Origin of the sequence: Streptomyces spinosisporus (assembly GCF_022698145.1) — a bacterium.
Classification (GTDB): domain Bacteria; phylum Actinomycetota; class Actinomycetes; order Streptomycetales; family Streptomycetaceae; genus Streptomyces; species Streptomyces spinosisporus.
On the sequence record NZ_JALDAX010000003.1, the window covers coordinates 234,939 to 255,087 of the forward strand.

18 protein-coding genes are annotated in these 20,149 nt (G+C 70.5%); 12 read left to right on the top strand and 6 right to left on the bottom strand.

All coding sequences use genetic code 11. The annotated features are described in order from the left end of the window. Positions 1 to 78 precede the first annotated feature (78 nt). Positions 79 to 1,038, bottom strand: coding sequence for a cell envelope lipid trafficking protein PgfA (gene pgfA, locus MQN93_RS09245; RefSeq protein WP_242709068.1), 960 nt, complete (start codon positions 1,036 to 1,038; stop codon positions 79 to 81). A 164-nt stretch (positions 1,039 to 1,202) separates the two neighbouring features. Here pgfA and MQN93_RS09250 point away from each other — a divergent pair, with 164 nt between their 5' ends. Both MQN93_RS09250 and MQN93_RS09255 read left to right on the top strand, forming a co-directional pair. Further along, complete coding sequence (locus MQN93_RS09250) at positions 1,203 to 1,355, top strand: hypothetical protein (protein ID WP_016435444.1); 153 nt, start codon at positions 1,203 to 1,205, stop codon at positions 1,353 to 1,355. Between the two features lie 3 nt (positions 1,356 to 1,358). Beyond that, positions 1,359 to 2,600 carry a PucR family transcriptional regulator gene (locus tag MQN93_RS09255; RefSeq protein ID WP_242709069.1) on the top strand — a complete coding sequence of 414 codons (1,242 nt, stop codon included), beginning with the start codon at positions 1,359 to 1,361 and terminating at the stop codon, positions 2,598 to 2,600. Between the two features lie 27 nt (positions 2,601 to 2,627). Here MQN93_RS09255 and MQN93_RS09260 read toward each other — a convergent pair whose 3' ends face one another. After that, complete coding sequence (locus MQN93_RS09260) at positions 2,628 to 3,710, bottom strand: NAD-dependent epimerase/dehydratase family protein (protein WP_242709070.1); 1,083 nt, start codon at positions 3,708 to 3,710, stop codon at positions 2,628 to 2,630. Between the two features lie 184 nt (positions 3,711 to 3,894). Here MQN93_RS09260 and MQN93_RS09265 point away from each other — a divergent pair, with 184 nt between their 5' ends. Both MQN93_RS09265 and MQN93_RS09270 read left to right on the top strand, forming a co-directional pair. Beyond that, entirely contained in the window at positions 3,895 to 4,668 is a 774-nt protein-coding gene (locus MQN93_RS09265; protein ID WP_016435447.1) for an IclR family transcriptional regulator, read from the top strand. Continuing rightward, the gene (locus MQN93_RS09270) at positions 4,665 to 5,513 is read left to right on the top strand and encodes an SMP-30/gluconolactonase/LRE family protein (protein WP_242709071.1); all 849 of its coding nucleotides are present in this window, start codon (positions 4,665 to 4,667) and stop codon (positions 5,511 to 5,513) included. The genes MQN93_RS09265 and MQN93_RS09270 overlap by 4 nt, the downstream gene beginning before the upstream one ends. A gap of 68 nt (positions 5,514 to 5,581) precedes the next feature. Here MQN93_RS09270 and MQN93_RS09275 read toward each other — a convergent pair whose 3' ends face one another. The 3 genes from MQN93_RS09275 to MQN93_RS09285 are packed head-to-tail and all read right to left on the bottom strand — an operon-like array spanning position 5,582 to position 8,980. Next, positions 5,582 to 6,994, bottom strand: a complete 1,413-nt coding sequence (locus MQN93_RS09275) for an NAD(P)/FAD-dependent oxidoreductase (protein ID WP_242709072.1) — start codon at positions 6,992 to 6,994, stop codon at positions 5,582 to 5,584. Beyond that, positions 6,987 to 8,285, bottom strand: a complete 1,299-nt coding sequence (locus MQN93_RS09280) for an MAB_1171c family putative transporter (RefSeq protein ID WP_242709073.1) — start codon at positions 8,283 to 8,285, stop codon at positions 6,987 to 6,989. The genes MQN93_RS09275 and MQN93_RS09280 overlap by 8 nt, the downstream gene beginning before the upstream one ends. Then, positions 8,282 to 8,980, bottom strand: coding sequence for a toxin-antitoxin system, toxin component family protein (locus tag MQN93_RS09285; protein WP_242709074.1), 699 nt, complete (start codon positions 8,978 to 8,980; stop codon positions 8,282 to 8,284). The genes MQN93_RS09280 and MQN93_RS09285 overlap by 4 nt, the downstream gene beginning before the upstream one ends. A gap of 220 nt (positions 8,981 to 9,200) precedes the next feature. On the opposite strand from MQN93_RS09285, the gene MQN93_RS09290 reads away from it, so the two are divergent. From MQN93_RS09290 to arfA, 4 genes are all read left to right on the top strand, one after another. Further along, entirely contained in the window at positions 9,201 to 10,550 is a 1,350-nt protein-coding gene (locus tag MQN93_RS09290) for an extracellular solute-binding protein (RefSeq protein ID WP_242709075.1), read from the top strand. Further along, positions 10,547 to 11,485 (top strand): carbohydrate ABC transporter permease, encoded by a 939-nt coding sequence (locus MQN93_RS09295; RefSeq protein WP_016435453.1) that lies wholly within the window; start codon positions 10,547 to 10,549, stop codon positions 11,483 to 11,485. The genes MQN93_RS09290 and MQN93_RS09295 overlap by 4 nt, the downstream gene beginning before the upstream one ends. After that, positions 11,482 to 12,375, top strand: a complete 894-nt coding sequence (locus MQN93_RS09300; protein ID WP_242709076.1) for a carbohydrate ABC transporter permease — start codon at positions 11,482 to 11,484, stop codon at positions 12,373 to 12,375. Before MQN93_RS09295 ends, MQN93_RS09300 begins: the two co-directional genes overlap by 4 nt. An 89-nt stretch (positions 12,376 to 12,464) precedes the next feature. Further along, positions 12,465 to 13,979, top strand: a complete 1,515-nt coding sequence (gene arfA / locus MQN93_RS09305; protein WP_242709077.1) for an arabinosylfuranosidase ArfA — start codon at positions 12,465 to 12,467, stop codon at positions 13,977 to 13,979. A 10-nt stretch (positions 13,980 to 13,989) separates the two neighbouring features. On the opposite strand, the gene MQN93_RS09310 is transcribed toward arfA, so the two are convergent. After that, positions 13,990 to 16,932 (bottom strand): glycoside hydrolase family 35 protein, encoded by a 2,943-nt coding sequence (locus MQN93_RS09310; protein ID WP_242709078.1) that lies wholly within the window; start codon positions 16,930 to 16,932, stop codon positions 13,990 to 13,992. Between the two features lie 75 nt (positions 16,933 to 17,007). On the opposite strand from MQN93_RS09310, the gene MQN93_RS09315 reads away from it, so the two are divergent. From MQN93_RS09315 to MQN93_RS09330, 4 genes are all read left to right on the top strand, one after another. After that, positions 17,008 to 17,466: an RrF2 family transcriptional regulator gene (locus MQN93_RS09315; protein WP_037782486.1), complete on the top strand. Its 459-nt coding sequence runs from the start codon at positions 17,008 to 17,010 to the stop codon at positions 17,464 to 17,466. Positions 17,467 to 17,677: 211 nt separating this feature from the next. Beyond that, positions 17,678 to 18,328, top strand: coding sequence for a DUF4360 domain-containing protein (locus MQN93_RS09320; RefSeq protein ID WP_016435458.1), 651 nt, complete (start codon positions 17,678 to 17,680; stop codon positions 18,326 to 18,328). Between the two features lie 217 nt (positions 18,329 to 18,545). After that, positions 18,546 to 18,932 carry a peptidase inhibitor family I36 protein gene (locus MQN93_RS09325; RefSeq protein ID WP_242709079.1) on the top strand — a complete coding sequence of 129 codons (387 nt, stop codon included), beginning with the start codon at positions 18,546 to 18,548 and terminating at the stop codon, positions 18,930 to 18,932. A 121-nt stretch (positions 18,933 to 19,053) separates the two neighbouring features. After that, positions 19,054 to 20,022, top strand: a complete 969-nt coding sequence (locus MQN93_RS09330) for a winged helix-turn-helix domain-containing protein (protein ID WP_242709080.1) — start codon at positions 19,054 to 19,056, stop codon at positions 20,020 to 20,022. Positions 20,023 to 20,149 lie beyond the last annotated feature (127 nt).

Below are 20,149 nucleotides of genomic sequence, written 5' to 3' on the forward strand. Positions count from 1 at the left end.
CGTTCGTCACGGCTACTCACCGGGATGACAAGTTCCGGCTTTATTAGAACTGACGTCGTGTCACTTCATGAGTTGCATCTATGACATTCCAGCCGGATCGGGACGCCTACGCCCACGTACCACCAAAACCCCCCCAATCACCGCCAGTATGAATCCGGCCACAGCGGAGCCGATCGGCAACGTCCGTCCCACCAGCTGCAGTTGACCGCTCTCGGTCTTCGCCTGCTTGACCTGGTCCTTCTGTGTAGCCGTGGTGAAGGCCAGCTTCTCGCTGTCCAACAGCACCACCGCGTCCTTCTCGGCCCCCGGCGCGCGCAGCGTGCGACGCGGTCCGACCTGGGCATACAGCACCCGCCCGGTGCGCTGGTCGACCACCAGCCGGATGCCGTGGTTGGAGTACCACTCCTCGGCCAGCACCTGCGGCTTGCTCCTCTGGCCGACGATCGTGCCCGGCACCAGCCGCGTCCCGATCTTCACAGGCGCCACGGTCCCGGTGAACTCGTAGCCCTCGTACCCCTGGATCCTCTGCTTTCCCGCGTACCGCAGTACGACCGTGTCGCCGAGCGAGTTGTCCCACCACGAGTAGGAGCGTTTGTGCACGTCGAAGGGGAACTTCAGATAGGCCTCGCCCTCGAAGTACGGGTTCTCCCTGCAGCAGTGCACCGGCTGGTTGGTGTGCCGGTTCGTCACCCAGCGGTTCAGGAAGAACTCCAGCGCGTCGTGCGGATCGGCGGCCGGCAGCGACTTGTCGGTGTCGACCGTCGTCGTCACGTCCCACACCGCCCGGCCGCTCTTCTCGCTGTCCGCGACATTGCCGCGCACCTTCTGGGTGACCGTGATGCGCTTGTCGTGCACTGTCTCGATCTCGTCGGTGTCGAAGTAGCTGCCGGTGCCGTTGTAGACGGCTGTGGTGTCGATGTCGATCGGGTTCACGGCGGCCCGCGGTTCGACGTACCAGGCCAGCATCGGCGCCAGGACCAGCAAGAACGTGCCGAGTCCCAGGAGAATCAGCGAAAGGGGGGAGGCTGTACGGCGCATCCGGACTCCAGGGGGGTGGATGACTCCAGTTCGGGCCGCTCCATGTGGCCGGAGACCGTAGGCGCCTCTTGACGAGGTGTCAATGCTTGTCGAGACTGGCCCGACAGGCAGGGGTGGGACCGCCGGGGTGGGGACGACCTCCGGACAGAGAGGCTGACCCTGCGATGTCCAGACTGCTCGCCGTCGCGCTCACCGTCGTGGCCGCCGCGGCCCTCGCCGTGGGCGCCGCCCTCGGCATCGTCGCGCTGCTCGAAGCGACACCCCAGCAACCCAACACCCCCTTGATCACGTACGAGCAAGCCGGGCAGGGGAGTTGACCCGTGGCGCCGGCCCGCTCACCCGCCACCGCCATCCGCTCGGCCTGGCACGACGTCCCCCGTCTCCAGGTCCGCCGCTTCGCCGCCCTCGCCATGGCGGAGGCGCCCGCGCTCGCCGAGGAGATCCTGCGCGAGATCCGCCGCGAGTACCCCCATCTGCCCGTCGTCCTCGACGAGTCGGGCGAGCCGATGGCCCTGGTCGGCATCCGCCGCGCCATCGAGGTCTTCGTCCAGCACCTGGAGACCTCGGAGGGCCGCCCCTCGGTCCCGCCGGGCGTCTTCCAGGAGTTCGGCCGCGGTGAGGGCCTGCACGGCCGCTCGCTGGACTCGCTGCAGGCGATCTACCGCATGGGCGTACGCCTGGCCTGGCGCCGGTTCGCCGAGATCGGCCAGCGCGTCGAGATCCCGCCGCCCGCGATGTACGAACTCGTCGACGCGGGCTACGAATACCTCGACGGCCTCGTCGACCAGTCCGTACGCGGCTATGCGGAGGCCGCCGCCCGGCAGGCCGGGGAACGGCTGCGGCTGCAGCGCCGGCTGATGGAACTGCTGCTGGCCGAGCACCACCGGGGCGATCCCGCCGACGCGCTGACCGAGCGCGCCGCGCGGGTCGGCTGGTCGCTGCCGCGCAAGGTCGCGGTCGGCGTCCTGCTCCGCCCGGCGCGGGAGGCGGTCGCGCCCGCCGTCGGACAGGGGGTGCTGCTCGACATGGAGTACGAGCAGCCCCGCATGGTCGTGCCCGAACCGGCCGCCGCGGGCCGGCCCGAATTACTGCACCGGGCGCTGACCGGCTGGTCCGGGGCGATCGGACCGCCCGTACCGCTCGCCGACGCGGCGAAGTCGCTGCGCTGGGCGGAGGCGGCCGTCCACCTGATGGAACGGGGGCTGCTGCCCGCCGGGGACGTCCTGTACTGCACGGAGCACACGGAGGCACTGGTGCTCCTGCAGCCCGAGGAACTGATCGACGACCTGGCCCTGCGGTGCCTGGCACCCCTGGCCCACTGCGGGCCGACGCACGGACGCCGGCTCGCGGAGACGCTGCTGGCGTGGCTGGAGACACGCGGCGGGGCGCCGGAGGTGGCCGCGCGGCTGGGCGTCCACCCCCAGACGGTCCGCTACCGCCTGCGCCAGATCCGCGAACTGTGGGGCGACGAGATCGACGACCCCGACCGTCGCTTCGAACTCGAACTGGTGCTGAGGGCACAGAGGTTGAGGGGGGCGCTGGGGGAGGCGGGGCGGAGGTGACGCGGCCCGTGGCGTGTTCCGCTGGTGTCACTTCCCGCGCTGGGCGCGCCAGGCCTCGTAATGGTCCAGGAGGGTTTCCTCGATCGGCCGGTACGTGATGCCGAGTTCCTTCCTGCCACGGCTGTTGTCGACCTCGAAGCGGATGCCGAGGTGCTTGCGGATGTAGTCCTGGGAGAGCCCGAAGGCGGGGCCGAGGATGCGAACGGGCCAGTGCGGCAGCCGAGTTCGCGGCAGTCGCAGATCTCGGGGGTACGTTCTCCTCAGGATGCGGGCCATCTCGTAGAAGGACGTCATCCGTTCGGCCGCGACGATGTACCGCCCCTTGGCGTCCGCCGTCTCCGCCGCGGCGATGTGCGCGTCGGCCAGGTCCCTGACGTCGACCGTGGTGAAGCTGAAGTCGGGCGCGCCGTAGAAGAAGTAGCCCTTGAAGAGCTCCTCCAGGAGGAAGAGGCTGCCGGACTCGGAGGCGGGGGTGAGGGAGGGCCCGAGCACCAGACCGGGATTGACGACGACCATCCGCCACCGCTCCTGCGCCTCGGCCGCAGCCCAGGCGGCCTGCTCCGCGACGGTCTTGGCGTAGTGGTACGGGTTGTTCTCCACGGTACTGCTGGTGTTGACGTACGCCTCCCTCAGCACCTGCCCCTCCATCTCCAGCACATCGGCGTAGTCACCGAAGACGGCCCCGAAGGTGGAGGTCAGCACCACCCTCGCGACGGTCGGCGTCCGCTCGACACTCCCGAGCACATTCCGCGTCCCCACGAGCGCGGACTCCACCACATCCCGCCACCCGTCCTTGATCCTCTCCGGCACCAGAAACGGCGAGGCCACATGAAACACGACCGCACACCCCACCACCGCCTCATCGAAGTCCCCCTCGACAAGAAGATCGCCCTCGAAGAGCTCCAGACGACCGGGGAAACGGGCCTGCAGATCCCGCAGAGGCGCCACCTTCACCCCGTTGCCGATGCTCCGGACAGTGGTACGCACGTGGTACCCGCGCTCCAGCAGTCGCAGCACAAGATGACTGCCGACAAACCCACTGCCTCCCGTCACCAGGACGGGTGCGTCGCTCGGGGTTCCGCTGATCTCGCCCACCTGCGCTCCGATCATGTCCGCCGGCCAAAGGCAAGGTGCTGTGAGGCATTCTGAGGGGACGAGCGCCGTAACCGGAACGGTTGGAACTCGCAGAACCATTGCCGGGGCAAACGCTCTATGACTAGCCTGTGTTCGTCATGCCGATCGTCTGTTGAAATTTCGAACAAGACGCCTCAGATACCAAGGGAGGGGGCCGGTCGTGGGACGCCTCGTACCTGCCGTGACCCGGGCTCTCGACATTCTCGAGCTCTTCCTCGACGGGGACGGGACGCTCTCCGCCCCCGACATAGTGCGCAAGCTGCAGCTGCCGCGCACCACCGTGCACGAGCTGGTGACCACGCTCGCCGCCCGGTCGTACATCGTGCAGGTGCCCGGGCAGCCGGGACGCTACCGGCTGGGGGTGCGGCCGTACCAGCTCGGCAGCCGGTACGCCGAGCAGCTGGACCTCGCGGCCGAGGGACAGCAGGTGGCCCGGTCCGTCGCCGAGACCTGCGACGAGACCGTGCACGTGGCCATCCTCGAGGGCACCGACGTCATCTACATCGCCAAGGTGGACTCCACGCACGCGGTGCGCATGGTGTCGGCCGCCGGGCGGCGGCTCCCGGCGCACTGCACCTCGGTCGGCAAGATGCTGCTGGCCTCCCTTCCGGAGCCGGAGCTCACCTCGCGCATCCCCGACGACGCCGAGCTCGTCGCGATGACTCCCAACAGCATCACCGACCCGGCGGCCCTGCGGGAGGTGCTCGCCGAGATCCGGCAGAACGGCATCGCGGTGGAGAGCCGTGAGTCCAACCCGGACGTGAGCTGCGTGGCCGCGCCCGTGCGGGACCGGACCGGACAGGTCGTGGCGGCTCTCTCCATCTCCGTCCCCATGATCCGCTGGAGCGACGAGCGCCGGGCCGAGCTGGAGCAGCTCGCCGCGAAGGGCGCCGTCGAGCTGTCGGAGCGGCTGGGGCACAGGAGCGTGGCATGACGTTTCGGTACGAGGTGGTGGTACAGGCGGGGGCGAGCCTCGGCGAGGGGCCCACCTGGGACGCCGGTCGCGGCCGGCTGATCTGGGTGGACATCCTCGGCTCACGCGTGCACACCTACGAGCCCGGCTCCGGGCGCCGCTCCGTGCGCACCACCGAGCAGCACGTCGGCGCCGCCAAGCCGCGCGCCGGCGGCGGGCTCGTCCTGAACCTGCGCGACGGCGTCGGGCTCGTCGACCCCGACGACACCTTCCGCTGGCTGCACCGCGAAGCGGTCCCCGGCCGCCGCGGCAACGACGCCGCCGTCGCACCCGACGGCTCCCTGTGGGCCGGGACCATGCGCTACGACGAGGCACCGGGCGGCGGCACCCTGTCCCGGATCACCGGGGACGGCCTGCCCGAGGTCGTCCTCGACGACGTGGCGGTGAGCAACGGCACCGGCTGGAGCCCCGACGGCCGCCTCATGTACTACGTCGACTCGCCCACCCGGCAGGTCGACGTCTTCCACTACGAGGACGGCCGCATCACGGGCCGCCGCCGCTTCGCCGAGATCGAGGAGGGCGCGGGCTTCCCCGACGGCCTGACCGTGGACGCCGACGGCTGTGTGTGGGTGGCCCTGTGGGACGGCGGTGCGGTACGCCGCTACACCCCCGACGGCGAACTCGACCGCGCCATCGACCTCCCGACCCCACGCGTGACCGCCTGCGCCTTCGGCGGCCCGGACCTCACCGACCTGTACATCACGACAGCCCGCGTGGGCCTCTCGGCACCCCACCCGACAGCGGGCTCGCTGCTGGTCGTGCCGGGAGCCGGAAAGGGAGTACTGCAGCCGGCGTTCGCGGGCTGAGCATCCGGCACGCAGGTGGGCGGGGGCCGCCCCGCCCTGCTCCGACCCCGCCCTGCTCCAACCCCTCCCTACTCCAACCCCGCCCTCTTCAACTCCTCCCCCGTCAACGGCGGCCCGGAGAGCGAAGGTCGCAGCGGCCCCAGGACCGCCCCCAGCAGCACGGACGGCGTCAGCAGTACCTCCGCTCGGCGTTCCAGGGAGGTCACGTCGGTCACGCGTCGGGCGATGCGGCCGTTGCCCGTGGCCGTGTGCATGAGGCGGGAGACGTATGCGGCGGCGAGCCGGTCTCGTACGGAGGGGCCGTTCTCCGTTGCCCCGGGGTAGAAGACGTCCTGGCTGGTGGCGAGGTCCCAGGCCGCCGCGACCGGTCGGGCGACCGCCTTCTGGACACGGCGGGACAGGCCGCGGGCGGCGAGGCCGTGACGTTGCGTCAGTTGCCGTAGGAGGAGGGCACTTTGGGCGCCCACGGCCAGGCCGTGGCCGTAGGCGGGGTTGAAGGCGGCCAGGGCGTCGCCGAGGACGGTGAAGCGGTCGGGCCAGGTCGGCATGCGTTCGTAGAAGTAGCGGCGGTTGACGGTGGCACGGGTGAAGGCGACGTCGGACAACGGCTGGGCCTGGGCGAGGAGTTGACCGAGGAGCGGGTGCCGCAGCTGTTCGCGGGCGAAGCGGACGAAGTCGTCGCCCGAGGCGTTGGCGGGCCCGGGCTCACCCCCGCGGGTGCCGCTGAGGGTGACGATCCAGCGGCCGTCCTCGATGGGCAGCAGGAACCCCGCCCGGCCGGGACCGCCGTCGCGCGGGTCCGGCTGGATGTTGATCACGGGGAAGCCGCCGCGGGCGTGCTCGGGCGCCAGGTGGAGCCGGCTGGCGTAGGCGAGACCGGTGTCGACCCGGCGCTGCTCGGGCGCGGGCAGCCCGAGGTCCGTGAGCCAGCGGGGTGCTCCGGAGCCGCGGCCGGTGGCGTCGACGACCAGGTCTGCCGCGAGGTCCCGCTCGCGGCCCCCGCGCTCACGCACCCGTACCCCGGTGACCGCTTTCGCGTCGCCCGTGAGCCGCAGCGCCTCCGTGTTCTGCAGCAACTCGACGCGCTCGTCGGCGAGTACGGCTTTGCGGACCGTCGCGTCCAGCAGGTCCCGTCCGGCCAGGACGACATGGTGGGACTCGGGCCAGCGCCTGAACCAGCCGTGCGGCGACAGCACGACCATGTCCGTGGTGACCGGCGCGCGGCGGGCCCCGGCGTCCAGGAGCGCCGCGGTGATGCCTGGCAGCAGCTCCTCCATCGCCCGTACCCCGCCCGACCAGAGCATATGGGCGTGCCGGGCCTGCGGCAGTCCCCTGCGTGGCCCGGGCGTGCTCGGCAGGGCGTCGCGCTCCACGACGACGACCCGGTCGGCCGGCCCGGCCAGGGCGCGGGCCGCGAGCATGCCGGTGTGGGATCCCCCCAGGACGACGGCGGTTCTGGCGGGGGAGGGACGTTCACTCATGCGCGGACATGCTCTCTGCCGGGGCGGCCGCGTGGGTGCGCACTGCCGTGATCTCTTCGGTGTGGCGCAGGGCCGCGGACACGGCCCGGATCTCCGTCAGCAGATACGAGGTGTCGGCCTCGCCCGTGCCGCCGTCGCCGTCCACGGAATGCCGCTCGTTCCCGCCGGCGTTCCGGACCTGGGCGCCCAGCACCTCGGCGTCCGGGCCCTCGGCAGCCAGGACCTCCACGGCGTCCATGATCGTCACCGCGGCGGCGAGCGCCTGCGCCTGTCCGGGGTCGTGGCCGAGGGCGAGCGCGGCGTCGTGGGCGCGGGCGCGCAGGTCCTCGTCGAGGAACCGCGACAGCTGCAGGAGCGCGTCACGGATGTAGGTCTCGCGGCGGATCAGACGCATCTCCGCGGTGGCGCGCAGGGCGAGCGGTTCGCGGCGGCCCGCGACGGTCCGCATCAGCCGGGCGAGCGGCCCGAGGTCACGGTGGCGGCGGCGCACCAGCCAGCGCTCCCGGAGGTACTGGCCCACGTGCGGCACGATGAAGCCGATCGCGACCAGCGTCGCGGCGATACAGGCGGCCGAGGGAGCGATGTTGGTGTTCAGCCAGTCCAGGTCGTGACCGGTCCACCGGGCCACCACGGCGGTGAACTTGGCGGCGCTGAACAGCAGGTTCGTGGCGAAGCCGACGCCGAGGAAGCGCAGTCCCCAGCGCAGCCAGGCGTCCAGCCCGTCCGTGCGGATCCAGTTCCAGACGAGCCAGGTCGTGATGGAGCAGGACACCGCCTGGGCCAGGAGGTAGAGTACGATCTCCTCGCGCATGAACGGCGTACCGGCGTAGTAGGTGTCGAGGTCCCGGACGCGTTCCACCGGTACGTCGGCGAGCGCGAACAGCACCCACAGGGCGACGACCACGGCGGCGTAGAGACGGACCACCCAGCGGGTCGCGCGGCGCGTCTTCTCGCGGTGGCCGGTGGGGCCGTTGCGCCAGTGCACCACCAGCAGCAGCCAGCACGCGGACAGCGCGGTGATCAGGGTGTACACCCAGGGCGCGGCGATGTTCGGTACGCCGGTGACCCGGTTCGTCCAGGCGATGGTGCCCGGGGCCGCGAAGGCGAACACCGCGCAGGCGAACAGCAGCAGACCGCCGACGGCGCGCAGCAGCGGGTCCCGCCACAGCTTGAGGATGCTGGGCAGCTTGACCACCAGGGCCGCGGTCAGGACCAGGCCCGGCAGCCAGAAGGTGACGTACAGATCGGTGAGGAACCGTGCCGGGCCTTCGGCCAGTCGCAGTGCGGTCACCGCGCCTGTCCCTCAGGTCCTCCGCGTCCCTCACGCCCGCGATAGCCGAGGGATCTCTGAACCGGGTCGGGCGGTACCTCGTCGCCCCGCCCGGGCAGAGCGGACCTGAGCGCGGCCGCGAGCCGGTGCCCGAAGTCGTCGGCCTCGGCCTCGTCGGCCTCCCGCGAGCCATCACGGGCGGCGACGGCCAGAGCGGCGGAGGAGTCCCAGCCCGGGTGGCGGGCGGAGGATTCCGACCCCGCCAGTCCGGCAGAAGAGCCCCACCTCGGCTCTCCGCCGGACGAGCCCCACCCCGTCCGCCCGACGAGAGCGTTCGCCCCTGCCGGATGGCGATGGGCGTGGCCCATGTGCAGATGCCACAACTCATGGCCCAGGATGACCAGTTGCTGCACCGCCTCGGCCCGTTCCTCGACGATGACCAGGTCGAAGTCCTGGAACTCCACCCACAGACCGGTGACCTCGATCTCGTCGGGGAAGCGTTCGAAGCGCAGATCGACGGGGCGTCCGCCGCGCAGCACGCTCATCTCCTCGCACAGCGCCCGGCACATCTCGTGCGCGTCGGCGGGCGGAACGGGCCTGGACCGGACGGCGTCACCGAGGCGTTCGACCAGCTCCCGCATCCCGGAGGTCCTCCGCGGGCGCCGCAGCCCGGCAGCGATCCGGGCCCCTCTGCGCCGCGCGCCCGCGATGCCCATCGTTCCCCCTTCCGACGCCGCTCGCCGCACACCGAGCGGTCCGAGACTACGCGGCCGGTCCGGTTCACGTCAGGTGATCCGACGCCGCCGCTTGAACCGGGAACGACCTCACGGGCCGGAATCTCCTCTGTCCAAACCATTGACTGGAAAGCGCTTCCTCCCTACGTTCCCGTTCGAAGTTACGAGCGAACGTCGAAATACCGAACAGATGGGGCAGGCTATGGGACGACCTGACCTGAGTCGCAGGCACCTCCTCGCTGCGGTCGGCGGACTCACCGTCGCCGGCAGCTTCGGCTTCGCCGCACTCGGCACCGGCGCCGACGCGCTCACCACCGCCGGGCGCACCCGGGTGCGCTACTGGAACCTCTTCAGCGGCGGCGACGGCTACAACATGATCGCGATGCTGGACGCCTTCCGCCGCGCAGAACCGGACGTCGCGGTGAGCGACGCCACCCTCCAGTGGGGCAGCCCGTACTACACCAAGCTCGCCATGGCGGCGGCCGGAAACCGCGCCCCCGACCTGGGCGTCATGCACCTCGGCCGGGTCACCGGCTTCTCGCCCGGCCGCCTGCTCGACCCCTGGGACATGGACCTGCTCGCCAAGTACGGCGTACGCGAGGAGGACTGGAACCCCACCCTGTGGCAACGCGGCGTCATCGACGGCACGTTGTACGCCCTGCCCCTCGACATCCACGTCCAGCTCTGCTTCTACCGCAGGGACGTGCTGAAGAAGGCGGACCTGCTCGGCGACGACGGTCTCATGGTCCCGGTCACCTCCACCACCGAGTGGTTCGACGTCCTGAAGAAGGCCAGAAAGGTCCAGAAGAAGGGGCTGCAGACGATCGGCCTGTGGACCAACGACCAGAACTTCCAGTGGTGGTTCTTCGTCGCCTTCTACACCCAGCTCGGCGGCCGGTGGTTCAACGACGCCAACACCGAGGTGCTCTTCGACGTCGACAAGGCCACCGAGGTGCTGGAGTTCTTCCGCAAGCACGTCACCGACGGCTACGTCATCCCGGGCGCGCCGACCGGCGAGCAGTTCGTCAACGGCGCACCCTTCACCTGGGAGGGCAACTGGTCGGTGCCGGTCTTCTCCGGCGCCAAGCTGGACTACGGCGCCACCCCGCTGCCGCCCGTCTTCGGCAAGCAGGCCACGCACGCCGAGTCGCACTCCTTCGTCCTGCCGCACCAGGCAGGCCGCGGAGGCGCCGCCAACGAGGGCGCGCACCGGCTCGCCGCCTACGTCGTCAAGCACGCCCTGCAGTGGGCGGCCGGCGGCCACATCCCCGCGTACACGCCGACGTTGTCCACGCCCGCGTACAAGAAGCTCACCCCGCAGCACGAGTACGTCTCCGCCATGGACCACCAGGCCACCGAGCCGAAGGTGTGGTTCGCCGGCTCGACCGGCATCCTCGCCCAGGACCTCGGCCCGATCGTCGTCTCCTCGACCATGGGCTCGGCCAGGCCCGCCGCGGCCGCGCAGCGGATGAAGCAGCGGCTCACCAAGCTCCTCGCGACGAAGAACCCGATGGACGGCAGGACCGCAGCGCAGGGAGGTGCGAGCGCATGACGACCAGTGCCCCGACCGTCGTCGTACCGGCGCGGACGAAGGCCGCCGCAGCCAGTGCGACCGTACGCCGCAAGCAGGGCTTCCAGCACGGGGGCTGGTTCGTCGCCCCCTTCCTGGCGCTGTTCACGCTGTTCGTGATCTGGCCGCTGCTGCGCGGCCTGTATCTGAGCTTCACCGACGCCAACATCTCCGGCGACGACACGCACTTCGTCGGCCTCGACAACTACCGCGAGGCGGTGCACGACTCGGCGATGTGGGACGCGCTCGGCCACAGCGCCTACTTCACGCTGCTCGTGGTGCCGTGCATCACCGTGCTGGCCTTTCTGCTCGCGATGCTGGCGCACAACATCGAGCGCGGGAAATGGCTGTGGCGGCTCTGCTTCTTCGCGCCGTTCCTGCTGCCGTCGACCGTCGCCGCCAACCTCTTCCAGTGGCTGTTCACCCAGGGCATCGGCATGTTCAACCATGTCCTCGGCATCGACACGCCCTGGCTGACCGACAAGTCGTACGCGATGCTCGCCATCGTCATCGAGACCCTGTGGTGGACGGTCGGCTTCTCCTTCCTGCTCTACCTCGCCGCGCTCCAGGGCATCCCCGACCACCTCTACGAGGCGGCGAAGCTCGACGGCGCGAACGCCTGGCACCGCGTCATCCACATCACGCTGCCGCTGCTGCGCAACATCACCGGACTGGTGCTCGCGCTGCAGATCCTCGCCTCGCTCCAGCTCTTCGACCAGGCCGTGGTGATGATGGACTTCGGCCCCGGACCCGAGCTCAGCACCAGGGCGTTCGTGCAGTACACCCTCGAACAGGGCTTCACCAGCTATCGCGTGGGCTACGCCTCCGCGATGTCCGTCATCTTCTTCGTGCTCATCGCAGTGGTCGCCCTCGCCCGGATGTGGCTGCTGCGCAACCGTGAGGAGGCCGGTCGATGACCACCGCCGAGGCCACCACCCGCCCGACCGTCGGTACGCGTCCGACCGTACGCACCAAGGCCCGCAGGCCCTGGACGCCCGGCCAGATCGTTCTCACACTGATCGGGCTCGCCGTCTCCGTCGTGTTCGTGGGGCCGATCGCCGCGGCCCTGTTCACCTCGCTCAAGTCCGAGACCGAGGCGGCCCAGATCCCGCCGCACTGGCTGCCTAAGGTGTGGACCGGCCAGGCCTGGAAGGCCCTGTTCGAGACCGGCAACATCACCAACTGGTTCGTCAACTCCCTTGTGGTGTCGGTGTGCGTGACCTCCGTGGTCGTCCTGGTCAGCGCGCTCGCCGGATACGGCTTCGCCCGCACCGAGTTCCGCGGCAAGGCGGTGCTCATGGGCGTCGTCATGGCGGGCCTGATGATCTCCCCGGCGGTGCTCGGCGTCCCTCTGTTCACCACCGTCCAGCAGATGGGCATGGTCGACACCTACTGGGGCATGATCCTCCCGCAGTGCGCGCCCGCGGCGATGGTCTACATCCTCTACAAGTTCTTCCAGGGCATCCCGCACGAACTGGAGGAGGCCGCCTTCATCGACGGCGCGGGCCGCTGGCGGGTCTTCTTCACGATCGTCCTCCCCCTCTCGCGCCCCTCCCTCGCCGCGGTCGGCATCTTCACCTTCATCAGCTCCTGGAACAACTTCCTGTGGCCGTACATGGTGACCAACAACCCCGACCTGATGACCATGCCCAACGGCATCGCCACCGTCATGAACTCCTACGGCATCCAATGGGCCCAACTCATGGCCGGCGGCCTCATGGCAGGCCTCCCCCTGATCATCGTCTTCGTCTTCTTCCAACGCCAGATAGTGGCAGGCGTAGCCCACACAGGCCTGGCAGGCCAGTAAGGCTTTTAGGGGCGCGAGGAACTGCGCGACCAGCCACACACCACCCGCACCCGCCATCAAACAAGCACCACCCTCCCCGAAAGGCGACCATGCGCACAGCCCACCTCACCCTCGACCCGGCCTTCACCGTCGGAGACACCACTCCCCGACTCTTCGGCAGCTTCGTAGAACACCTGGGCCGCTGCGTCTACACCGGCATCTTCGAACCAACCCACCCCACCGCGGACGCGGACGGCATCCGCCAGGACGTCCTGGACCTCGTCCGCGAACTCGGCGTCACCACCATCCGCTACCCGGGCGGCAACTTCGTCTCGGGCTACAAGTGGGAGGACTCCGTCGGCCCCGCCGACGACCGCCCCCGCCGCCTCGACCTCGCCTGGCACTCCACCGAGACCAACCGCTTCGGCCTGTCCGAGTACATCGGCTTCCTGCGCAAGATCGGCCCGCAGGCCGAGCCCATGATGGCCGTCAACCTCGGCACCCGGGGTGTCGCCGAGGCCCTGGAGCTCCAGGAGTACGCCAACCACCGCGAGGGCACGGCGCTTTCGGACCTGCGTGTCTCCCACGGCGACAAGGACCCCTTCGGCATCCGGCTGTGGTGCCTGGGCAACGAGATGGACGGCCCCTGGCAGACCGGCCACAAGACGGCCGAGGAGTACGGCCGCGTCGCCGCCGAGACCGCCCGCGCCATGCGCCAGGCCGACCCGGGCGTGGAACTGGTCGCCTGCGGTTCCTCCGGCCAGGGCATGCCGACCTTCGCCGAGTGGGAGGCGACGGTCCTGAAGGAGACGTACGACCTCGTCGACTACGTCTCCCTGCACGCCTACTACTGGCCCGAGGACGGTGACATCGACTCCTTCCTCGCCTCGGCCGTCGACATGGAGTCCTTCATCGAGAACGTCGTGGCGACCGCCGACCACGTGGGCGCACTGCTGAAGTCGAAGAAGCGGATCAACCTCTCCTTCGACGAGTGGAACGTCTGGTACCAGTCCGAGTGGGAGGCGCGCGCCAAGACGTTCGCGCAGGACGACTGGCCGGAGGCGCCTCGGCTGCTGGAGGACCACTACAGCGTCACCGACGCCGTCGTCTTCGGATCGCTCCTCATCGCCCTGCTCCGGCACGCGGACCGCGTCACCGTGGCCTGTCTCGCCCAGCTCGTCAACGTCATCGCGCCGATCATGACCGAGCCCGGCGGCCCGGCCTGGCGCCAGACGACCTTCTTCCCCTTCGCGCAGGCCGCACGGCACGGCCAGGGCCGGGTCCTCGACGTCCGGGTCGACTCGCCGACGTACGAGACGAAGAAGTACGGCGAGGCCGACCTGCTGCACGCCACCGCCGTGCGCGGCGAGGACGGCACCGTCACCGTCTTCGCCGTCAACCGCAGCCGCACCGAGGCGCTGCCCCTCGAAGTCACCCTGAACGGCCTGGACTTGGCGTCCGTCGTCGAGCACAGCGTCCTCTCGGACAGCGACCCGGACGCCCGCAACACCCTCGACGACCCGGACCGCGTCAAGCCCCACGCGGCCGAGGGCACCACCCTCACGGGCGGCACCCTCACCGCGACCCTCGAACCGCTGTCGTGGAACGTGATCCGGCTGGCCTGAGGACCACCCGTCACACCGTCGTCACCGGCACCCCTCCGGCCGCCGCGCCCAGCAGCGTCAGCCGTACGTCCGACGGGCCGGAGGGGGTCGTCCCGTCGGACAGGACGGCCAGGGCCAGGGTGTTGGAACCGCGGGTGCGCAGGATGCCGTTGGGCAGGACGAAGGTGTGCTGGGGGCCCACGTCGTTGATGTACTGGCCCATGTTCCAGCCGTTGAGGAAGATCTGGACGCGGTAGGCGCGCGCCGGGTCGTCGTCGAGGACCAGTGCGATCGAGGCGTCCGTGCCGGGATCGACGGCGAGCCGGAACGCCGTGCGGTACCAGGTCACGCCCTGCCGTCGCTCGGCCCGCGGCAACTCCGCCTGCTCCCAGCCGCCGTCGGCGTACGACGGCAGATGCCAGCCGTGCCGTTCGCCGTACAGCCCGCCGTTGTTCTGCGGCCCGCGCACGGGGTCGGGCGCCACCTCGCCCTGGAGCCGCCAACTCACCTTGGGTGAGGCCCCGTCGAAGGTGACCGCCGTCAGTCCGCGCGCCACCTTGTGGGTGTCCTGCGCCTTGCCGTCCTGGTCGTGCTGCATGCGCCGGACCAGTACGGACAGGACGTGCGGACCCGCCTTGCGCAGTTTCTCCGGCACGTCGAAGGAGGCCGCGGCGGCCCAACTGCCCTGTCGCACACTCTTGTTGTCCGGCACCGGCATCCGGTGCGTGCCCAGGGGCACCCCGTCCAGCCATGCCATCAGCAGGCCCTGCGTGCCGGTCCTGTAGGCGAGCGACACGGGCCCGGTGCCGGTCGCGTCGGTGAAGTGCCCGCGGTACCAGACGTCGCCGTAGTGGAAGCCGTAGTCGTCGGCGAAGAGGACGGGCTGTCCGGCCGGGACCGGGGAGGTGCTGTGGGAGGTGGTCTTCTCGGCGGCCGTCCAGGACGTGTCGTCGAAGCCGGGCGCCGACTCCGGGTTCTCCGTGCGCCGGCGCCAGGGGCCGCGCAGCGCGGGCAGCGCGACGGACTTGGCACCGGGTAGCGACTGCGCGCCGCGCAGGCTCCCGGACGACGTGCCGCGCGTCCTCAACTCGCCGCCGTTCCAGGAGACTTCGCGGAGGCCGCGCGGGCCCCACACCTCCAGCTCGGTGGCCCGCACGGTGTCGCCGGTCAGCCGGACCGCCGTGCCCTCGACGGCCGCGGTCCGCAGCAACGCGGGGCCGTACACCAGCACCGGGCCCGACGGGGTCTCGCGTGGCCACAGCCGTACGGAGGTCTCGTCGTCGGCGAGGAGCAGCAGCAGGGGGGTGGAGATGCCGCCGCCGGTCACCAACACCCGTGTCAGACCGTCGAGTTCGGCTGCGATGCGCAACAGGCCGTCCGCGTACGAGTGCTCGGCCTCGCCGTCCAGCACGCCGACCGCCGGCCGGCTCGCGCACTCCAGCACGGTCACCGTCGCCTCCCCGGCCCGCCCGGTGAGCACGGCGATCTCCTGCTGCCCGGCGGTGAGGGCCAGCATGGGCTGGGCGTTGGAGTGCCGCACCGTCCGCCGCCCCAGCCTGATCCCGGCGGCGAGCAGCCGAGCGTCCTGTGCCGGTACGGAGACCGGGAGCCGGGCCCCCGGGACCGCGAGCGTGGTGTCGACCTGCTCCTTGCCGTCGTTGCGCAGGACGTACACGTCGGCGTGAGTGTCGGGGTTGGTCAGGTGGTACACCTTCAGCCCCTCCGCCGTGACGTCCGCGGCGCGGTCCAGCTTCGCGAAGTCGGGGACGTGGTGCAGCAGGTGGCCGATCTGGTGCATGGGGATCAGCTTGGACGTGGGCAGGCGCCCCTCGTCGATGGCGGCGCCGTAGTCGTACGAGGTGTAGACGACCGGGGCGGGCAGCCAGCCCCAGGAGGTGCCGCCGAAGGTCATGTAGACGCTGTGCAGGGTGATGCCGTTGGCGAGGTTGGTGAGGTAGAAGCGACGCTCGTACGCCGCGTCGCGCTGCCGACGGGACTCCTCGTACCCCTTCCTGCCGAACCAGACCCCGCCCCAGGGGTCGAACCAGCCGCCCCCGAACTCCGGTACCAGACCCGGGGTTTGCGGGCTCGCCGTCGTACCTCCCTTGAGGCCGCCGATGCCGAAGTGCCCCCAGTCGGGCGGGGTCAGGGACGGCGAGGGGTAGCCGTCGAAGCCGTAGAGCCAACCGCCCTTCTCCCCGCCGGTGTCGAAGGAGCCGGGGATCCAGTAGCCGTTCCTGCTCTTGTCGTTGTGGAAGAGGGGCACGTCGATGCCGTCGGCGCGCACCTTCTTGTACAGGTGGGACATGTAGTCGCGTCCGGCCGGCACGTCGACGAAGGAGTCGTACTCGTTCTCGATCTGGTAGAGCAGGACCGTGCCGCCGCCGTCGGTGTACAGATGCCGGGCGACGATCCGGTTCACCTCGGTCAGCCACTCGTCGACGTACGACAGATACGTCGCATCGGAGGTCCGCGCCGTCCCCGCGGTGGTCGTCAGCCAGCCGGGGAAGCCGCCGCCGTCGAGCTCGGCGTTGCAGTACGGCCCGGGGCGCAGGACGACGTACAGGCCGGTCTCGGCGGCCATGCGCAGGAAGAGGTCCAGGTCGCGGACGCCGGTGAAGTCGTAGTGGCCGGGGGCGGGGGAGTGGTAGTTCCACGGCACGTAGATGCTGACCGTGTTGTAGCCGTGGGCGCGCATCTTCTGCAGGACGTCCCGCCACAGGGACGGGCTCGGCAGCCGGCAGGGGTGCAGCTCACCCGACCAGACGACCAGGCGGCGGCCGTCGACGAGGAGCGAGTGGCGGTCGTAGCCGATGGTGTGTTGTTCGCCGTCCGCGCGCGGCGGGGCGGGCGCGGGGCCCGTCGGGGCGGTGTGGGTGGCGTAGGCGCAGCTCGCCGCGCCGCTGCCGCCGAGCGCGAGCCCGAGCGCCGTGGTGCCGGCGAGCGCGCTGAACGTACGTCTGCTGAGCCCCATGGGAGCCTCCCGTCGTGCCGGTCGGTCGGCGCGTGCGAGGTCATTGTGTACGGCGGCACCCAGCACAATGGGCGTATGAGGATCTCGGCACGGGCGGATTACGCGGTACGGGCGGTTCTTGAGCTCGCTGTTCGGCAGGATGGCGGACCGGTGAAGGCGGAGACCGTCGCCGCCGTGCAGGGCATTCCGCACAAGTTCCTCGAGGGCATCCTCGGTGACCTGCGGCGCGCCGGTGTCGTGGACAGCCGGCGCGGGGGCAACGGCGGCTACCGGCTGGCGCGCGAGGCCTCCGCCATCACGGTCGCCGATGTGATCCGGGCGGTGGACGGCCCGATCGTGTCCGTGCGCGGGGAGCGGCCCACCGGCCTGGAGTACACGGGCTCCGCCCAGCCGCTGCTGCCGCTGTGGATCGCGCTGCGGGCCAATGTGCGCCGGATCCTGGAGGGCGTCACGATCGCCGACATCGCGGCGGACGCCCTGCCGGAACCGGTGCGCCGGCTCGCGGCGGAACCGGCCGCGTGGGAGAACCCGTAGGCGCCAACGGGCTATATATACAACGGAGTTCAACCACACGCCCGCCGTGTGAAATACACCGCTGTGAATGGCCGGAGTTCGCCCTGACGGTGAGTCACATGCCTTCCTACGATGCGTTCGCTCCCGGCCTTCACAGGAACCTCACTGTTTCTCCCAAGCGCCCTCTGGGGGCCGGAGTGTGCCACCCCCCACTCACAGAACCGGAGAAACCATGACTGGTGGACTCCTGATGAGCGGTGCCGTAGCCGCTCTGCTCGCCACCGCGCTGCCCACCCAGGGCTCGTCGCCCGTCTTCGACGACCCGCCCCCGGACAAGATCGTCATCGATGTGGCGACGGTCAACGGCTCGGGCTGTCCCGCGGGCACGGCGGCCGTCGCCGTCTCCCCCGACAACACCGCCTTCACCGTGACCTACAGCGACTACCTGGCCCAGGCCGGCGGCAACTCCGACCCCACGGCCTTCCGCAAGAACTGCCAGCTCAACCTGATCGTGCACGTCCCGCAGGGCTTCACCTACGCCATCGCGAGCGCCGACTACCGCGGCTTCCTCTCGCTCCAGCCGGGGGCGTCCGCCACCCAGAAGGCCTCGTACTACTTCCAGGGCTCCTCGAACACGGTGCCCAGAAGCCATCCGTTCAGCGGCTCGTACAACGACGACTGGCAGGCCACCGACAGCACCGACTGGGCCCAACTGGTCTGGGCGCCCTGCGGAGTGCTGCGCAACTTCAACATCAACACCGAACTGAGAGTGAACGCCGGGACCGCACACCCGGACAAGGTCAGCTTCATGACCATGGACTCGACCGACGGCGCCCTCAGCACCGTGTACCACATGGCATGGAAGGAGTGCCCGGCGTCCTGACCCGCAGAAAGGGGGTGGCCCACGCGCCGCGGGCCACCCCTGCCGGGCCGGGTCAGGATTCGTCGACGCCAGGGTCAGCGTGACGCCGGGGCGTTGGCGGTTTGCATTCGACAGGGGTCGAAGGTGGGTGCGGGGGCTGTTGTTGCGGGGGCAGGGTGGGGGGTGTTCGCGTAAGCGACTGCACGTGACTGCACGCAACGGGGAAGGGAACACCGTCATGACCCTCATCAAGAGCCGCCTCGCGCTCGGGCTCGCCGCGCTCGTCGGCAGCGCCACGCTGATCGCGATGCCCCTGTCCGCGCAGGCGGCGCCTGCCTCCTCCGATCCGGCCACCTGGCCGTGCGACCCGTCGGAGTTCTGCATCTACCACGACACGCAGGGCGGCGGGGCGCACTACTCGCTGGCGGACGGCGCCTCGAACCTGGCGGTGCTGGCCGGCGGCCTCAACGACCATGTGTACTCGGTGAAGAACATCTCCGGCGACAGCTGGTGCCTGTACAAGGACGCCGGCTACCAGAACGAGATCATGGTGATCCTGGACGGCCAGGCCCTCGATCTGTCCGCGCCCGTCCGCGACCAGGTCAGCTCCGTCACGGAGTGCTGAGAGCCGCGCTGTAGCCGACAGCAACCGCTGCATGCGTACGGCCACCCCATGACTTCTGAGGGTGGCAAGCCGCCCCCGTTCGCCGACCATGGAAGGACAGTGCCGAACGGGGGGGCTCGACATGGCGGTACGCATTCACTTCACGGACGACGATCTCGCCCAGACCAGGCTCGCGCAGGCGCCCGATCCCATGTGGGAGTCGCTGCTGAGCATGCACATGCTGCAGACGGACACCGCGTCCTTCGCCTTCGGCGGCTGGCGCCAGGCCGTACGCCGCAGGCTCACCGCCCCACTGGGCGATCTCTTCCGGCTCGCGCCGCCCGCCGGGTACTCGGCGGACTTCCTCACCCCGGCGGCCGGCGCGGGCGGCCTGGACGCCGGGGTCGGCGCCCTGCTCTCCACACCGCGCCAGCGGCTCGCGCACGATCTCGTCGAACTGGCCCGCGGCGGACGGAGGTTGCCCTCCTGGTCGGGGCTCCTCGCCCGCGGCGACCTGGAAGCCGTCAAGCAGCTCGGACGGCTGCACCGGCAGTACTTCGCGACCGCGCTGGCCCCCTGGTGGTCCCGCATCCGCGGCCGCTTCGACGCCGAACGCGCCGCGCACAGCCGCTACTTGGCGAGCGGCGACCTCGGCGGTCTCCTCAACACCCTGCACCCCGGGCTCGTCTGGCGCGGGCCGGTGCTGGAGATCACCGGCCTGGGCGTCGACCGCGACGTCCACCTCGACGGGCGCGGCCTGCTCGTCCTGCCCTCGTACTTCTGCTGGCGCACACCCACGCTGCTCAAGGACCCCGCGCTGCCGTGCGTCGTCGTCTACCCCATGCCGCACGAGACCGCCCTGAGCACCGCCCCCGGCCTGCGCTCCCTGAACGCCCTCCTCGGCCGCACCCGCGCGGAGATCCTCGCCACGGTGGCGGGCCACGGCGTGACGACCTCCGAACTCGCCCACCGCACGGGCATCGCGCCGGCGACCGCCAGCCACCACATCGGCATCCTGCGCAAGGCGGGCCTGCTCAGCACCTGCCGCGCGGGCAAGGCCGTCCTGCACACGGTCACACCATTGGGACTGGCGCTCCTCGACGGGCGGTGACGGGGCGGCAATCACCGTTGCTGCGCGGGTCATTGACGCGCAAGTGGTTCGATTCTACGGTCCCGTCCGAAGCTCTGATCGGTGATCGGTATATCGAACGCAATGCAGAACGGATCGAGGCCCCCAC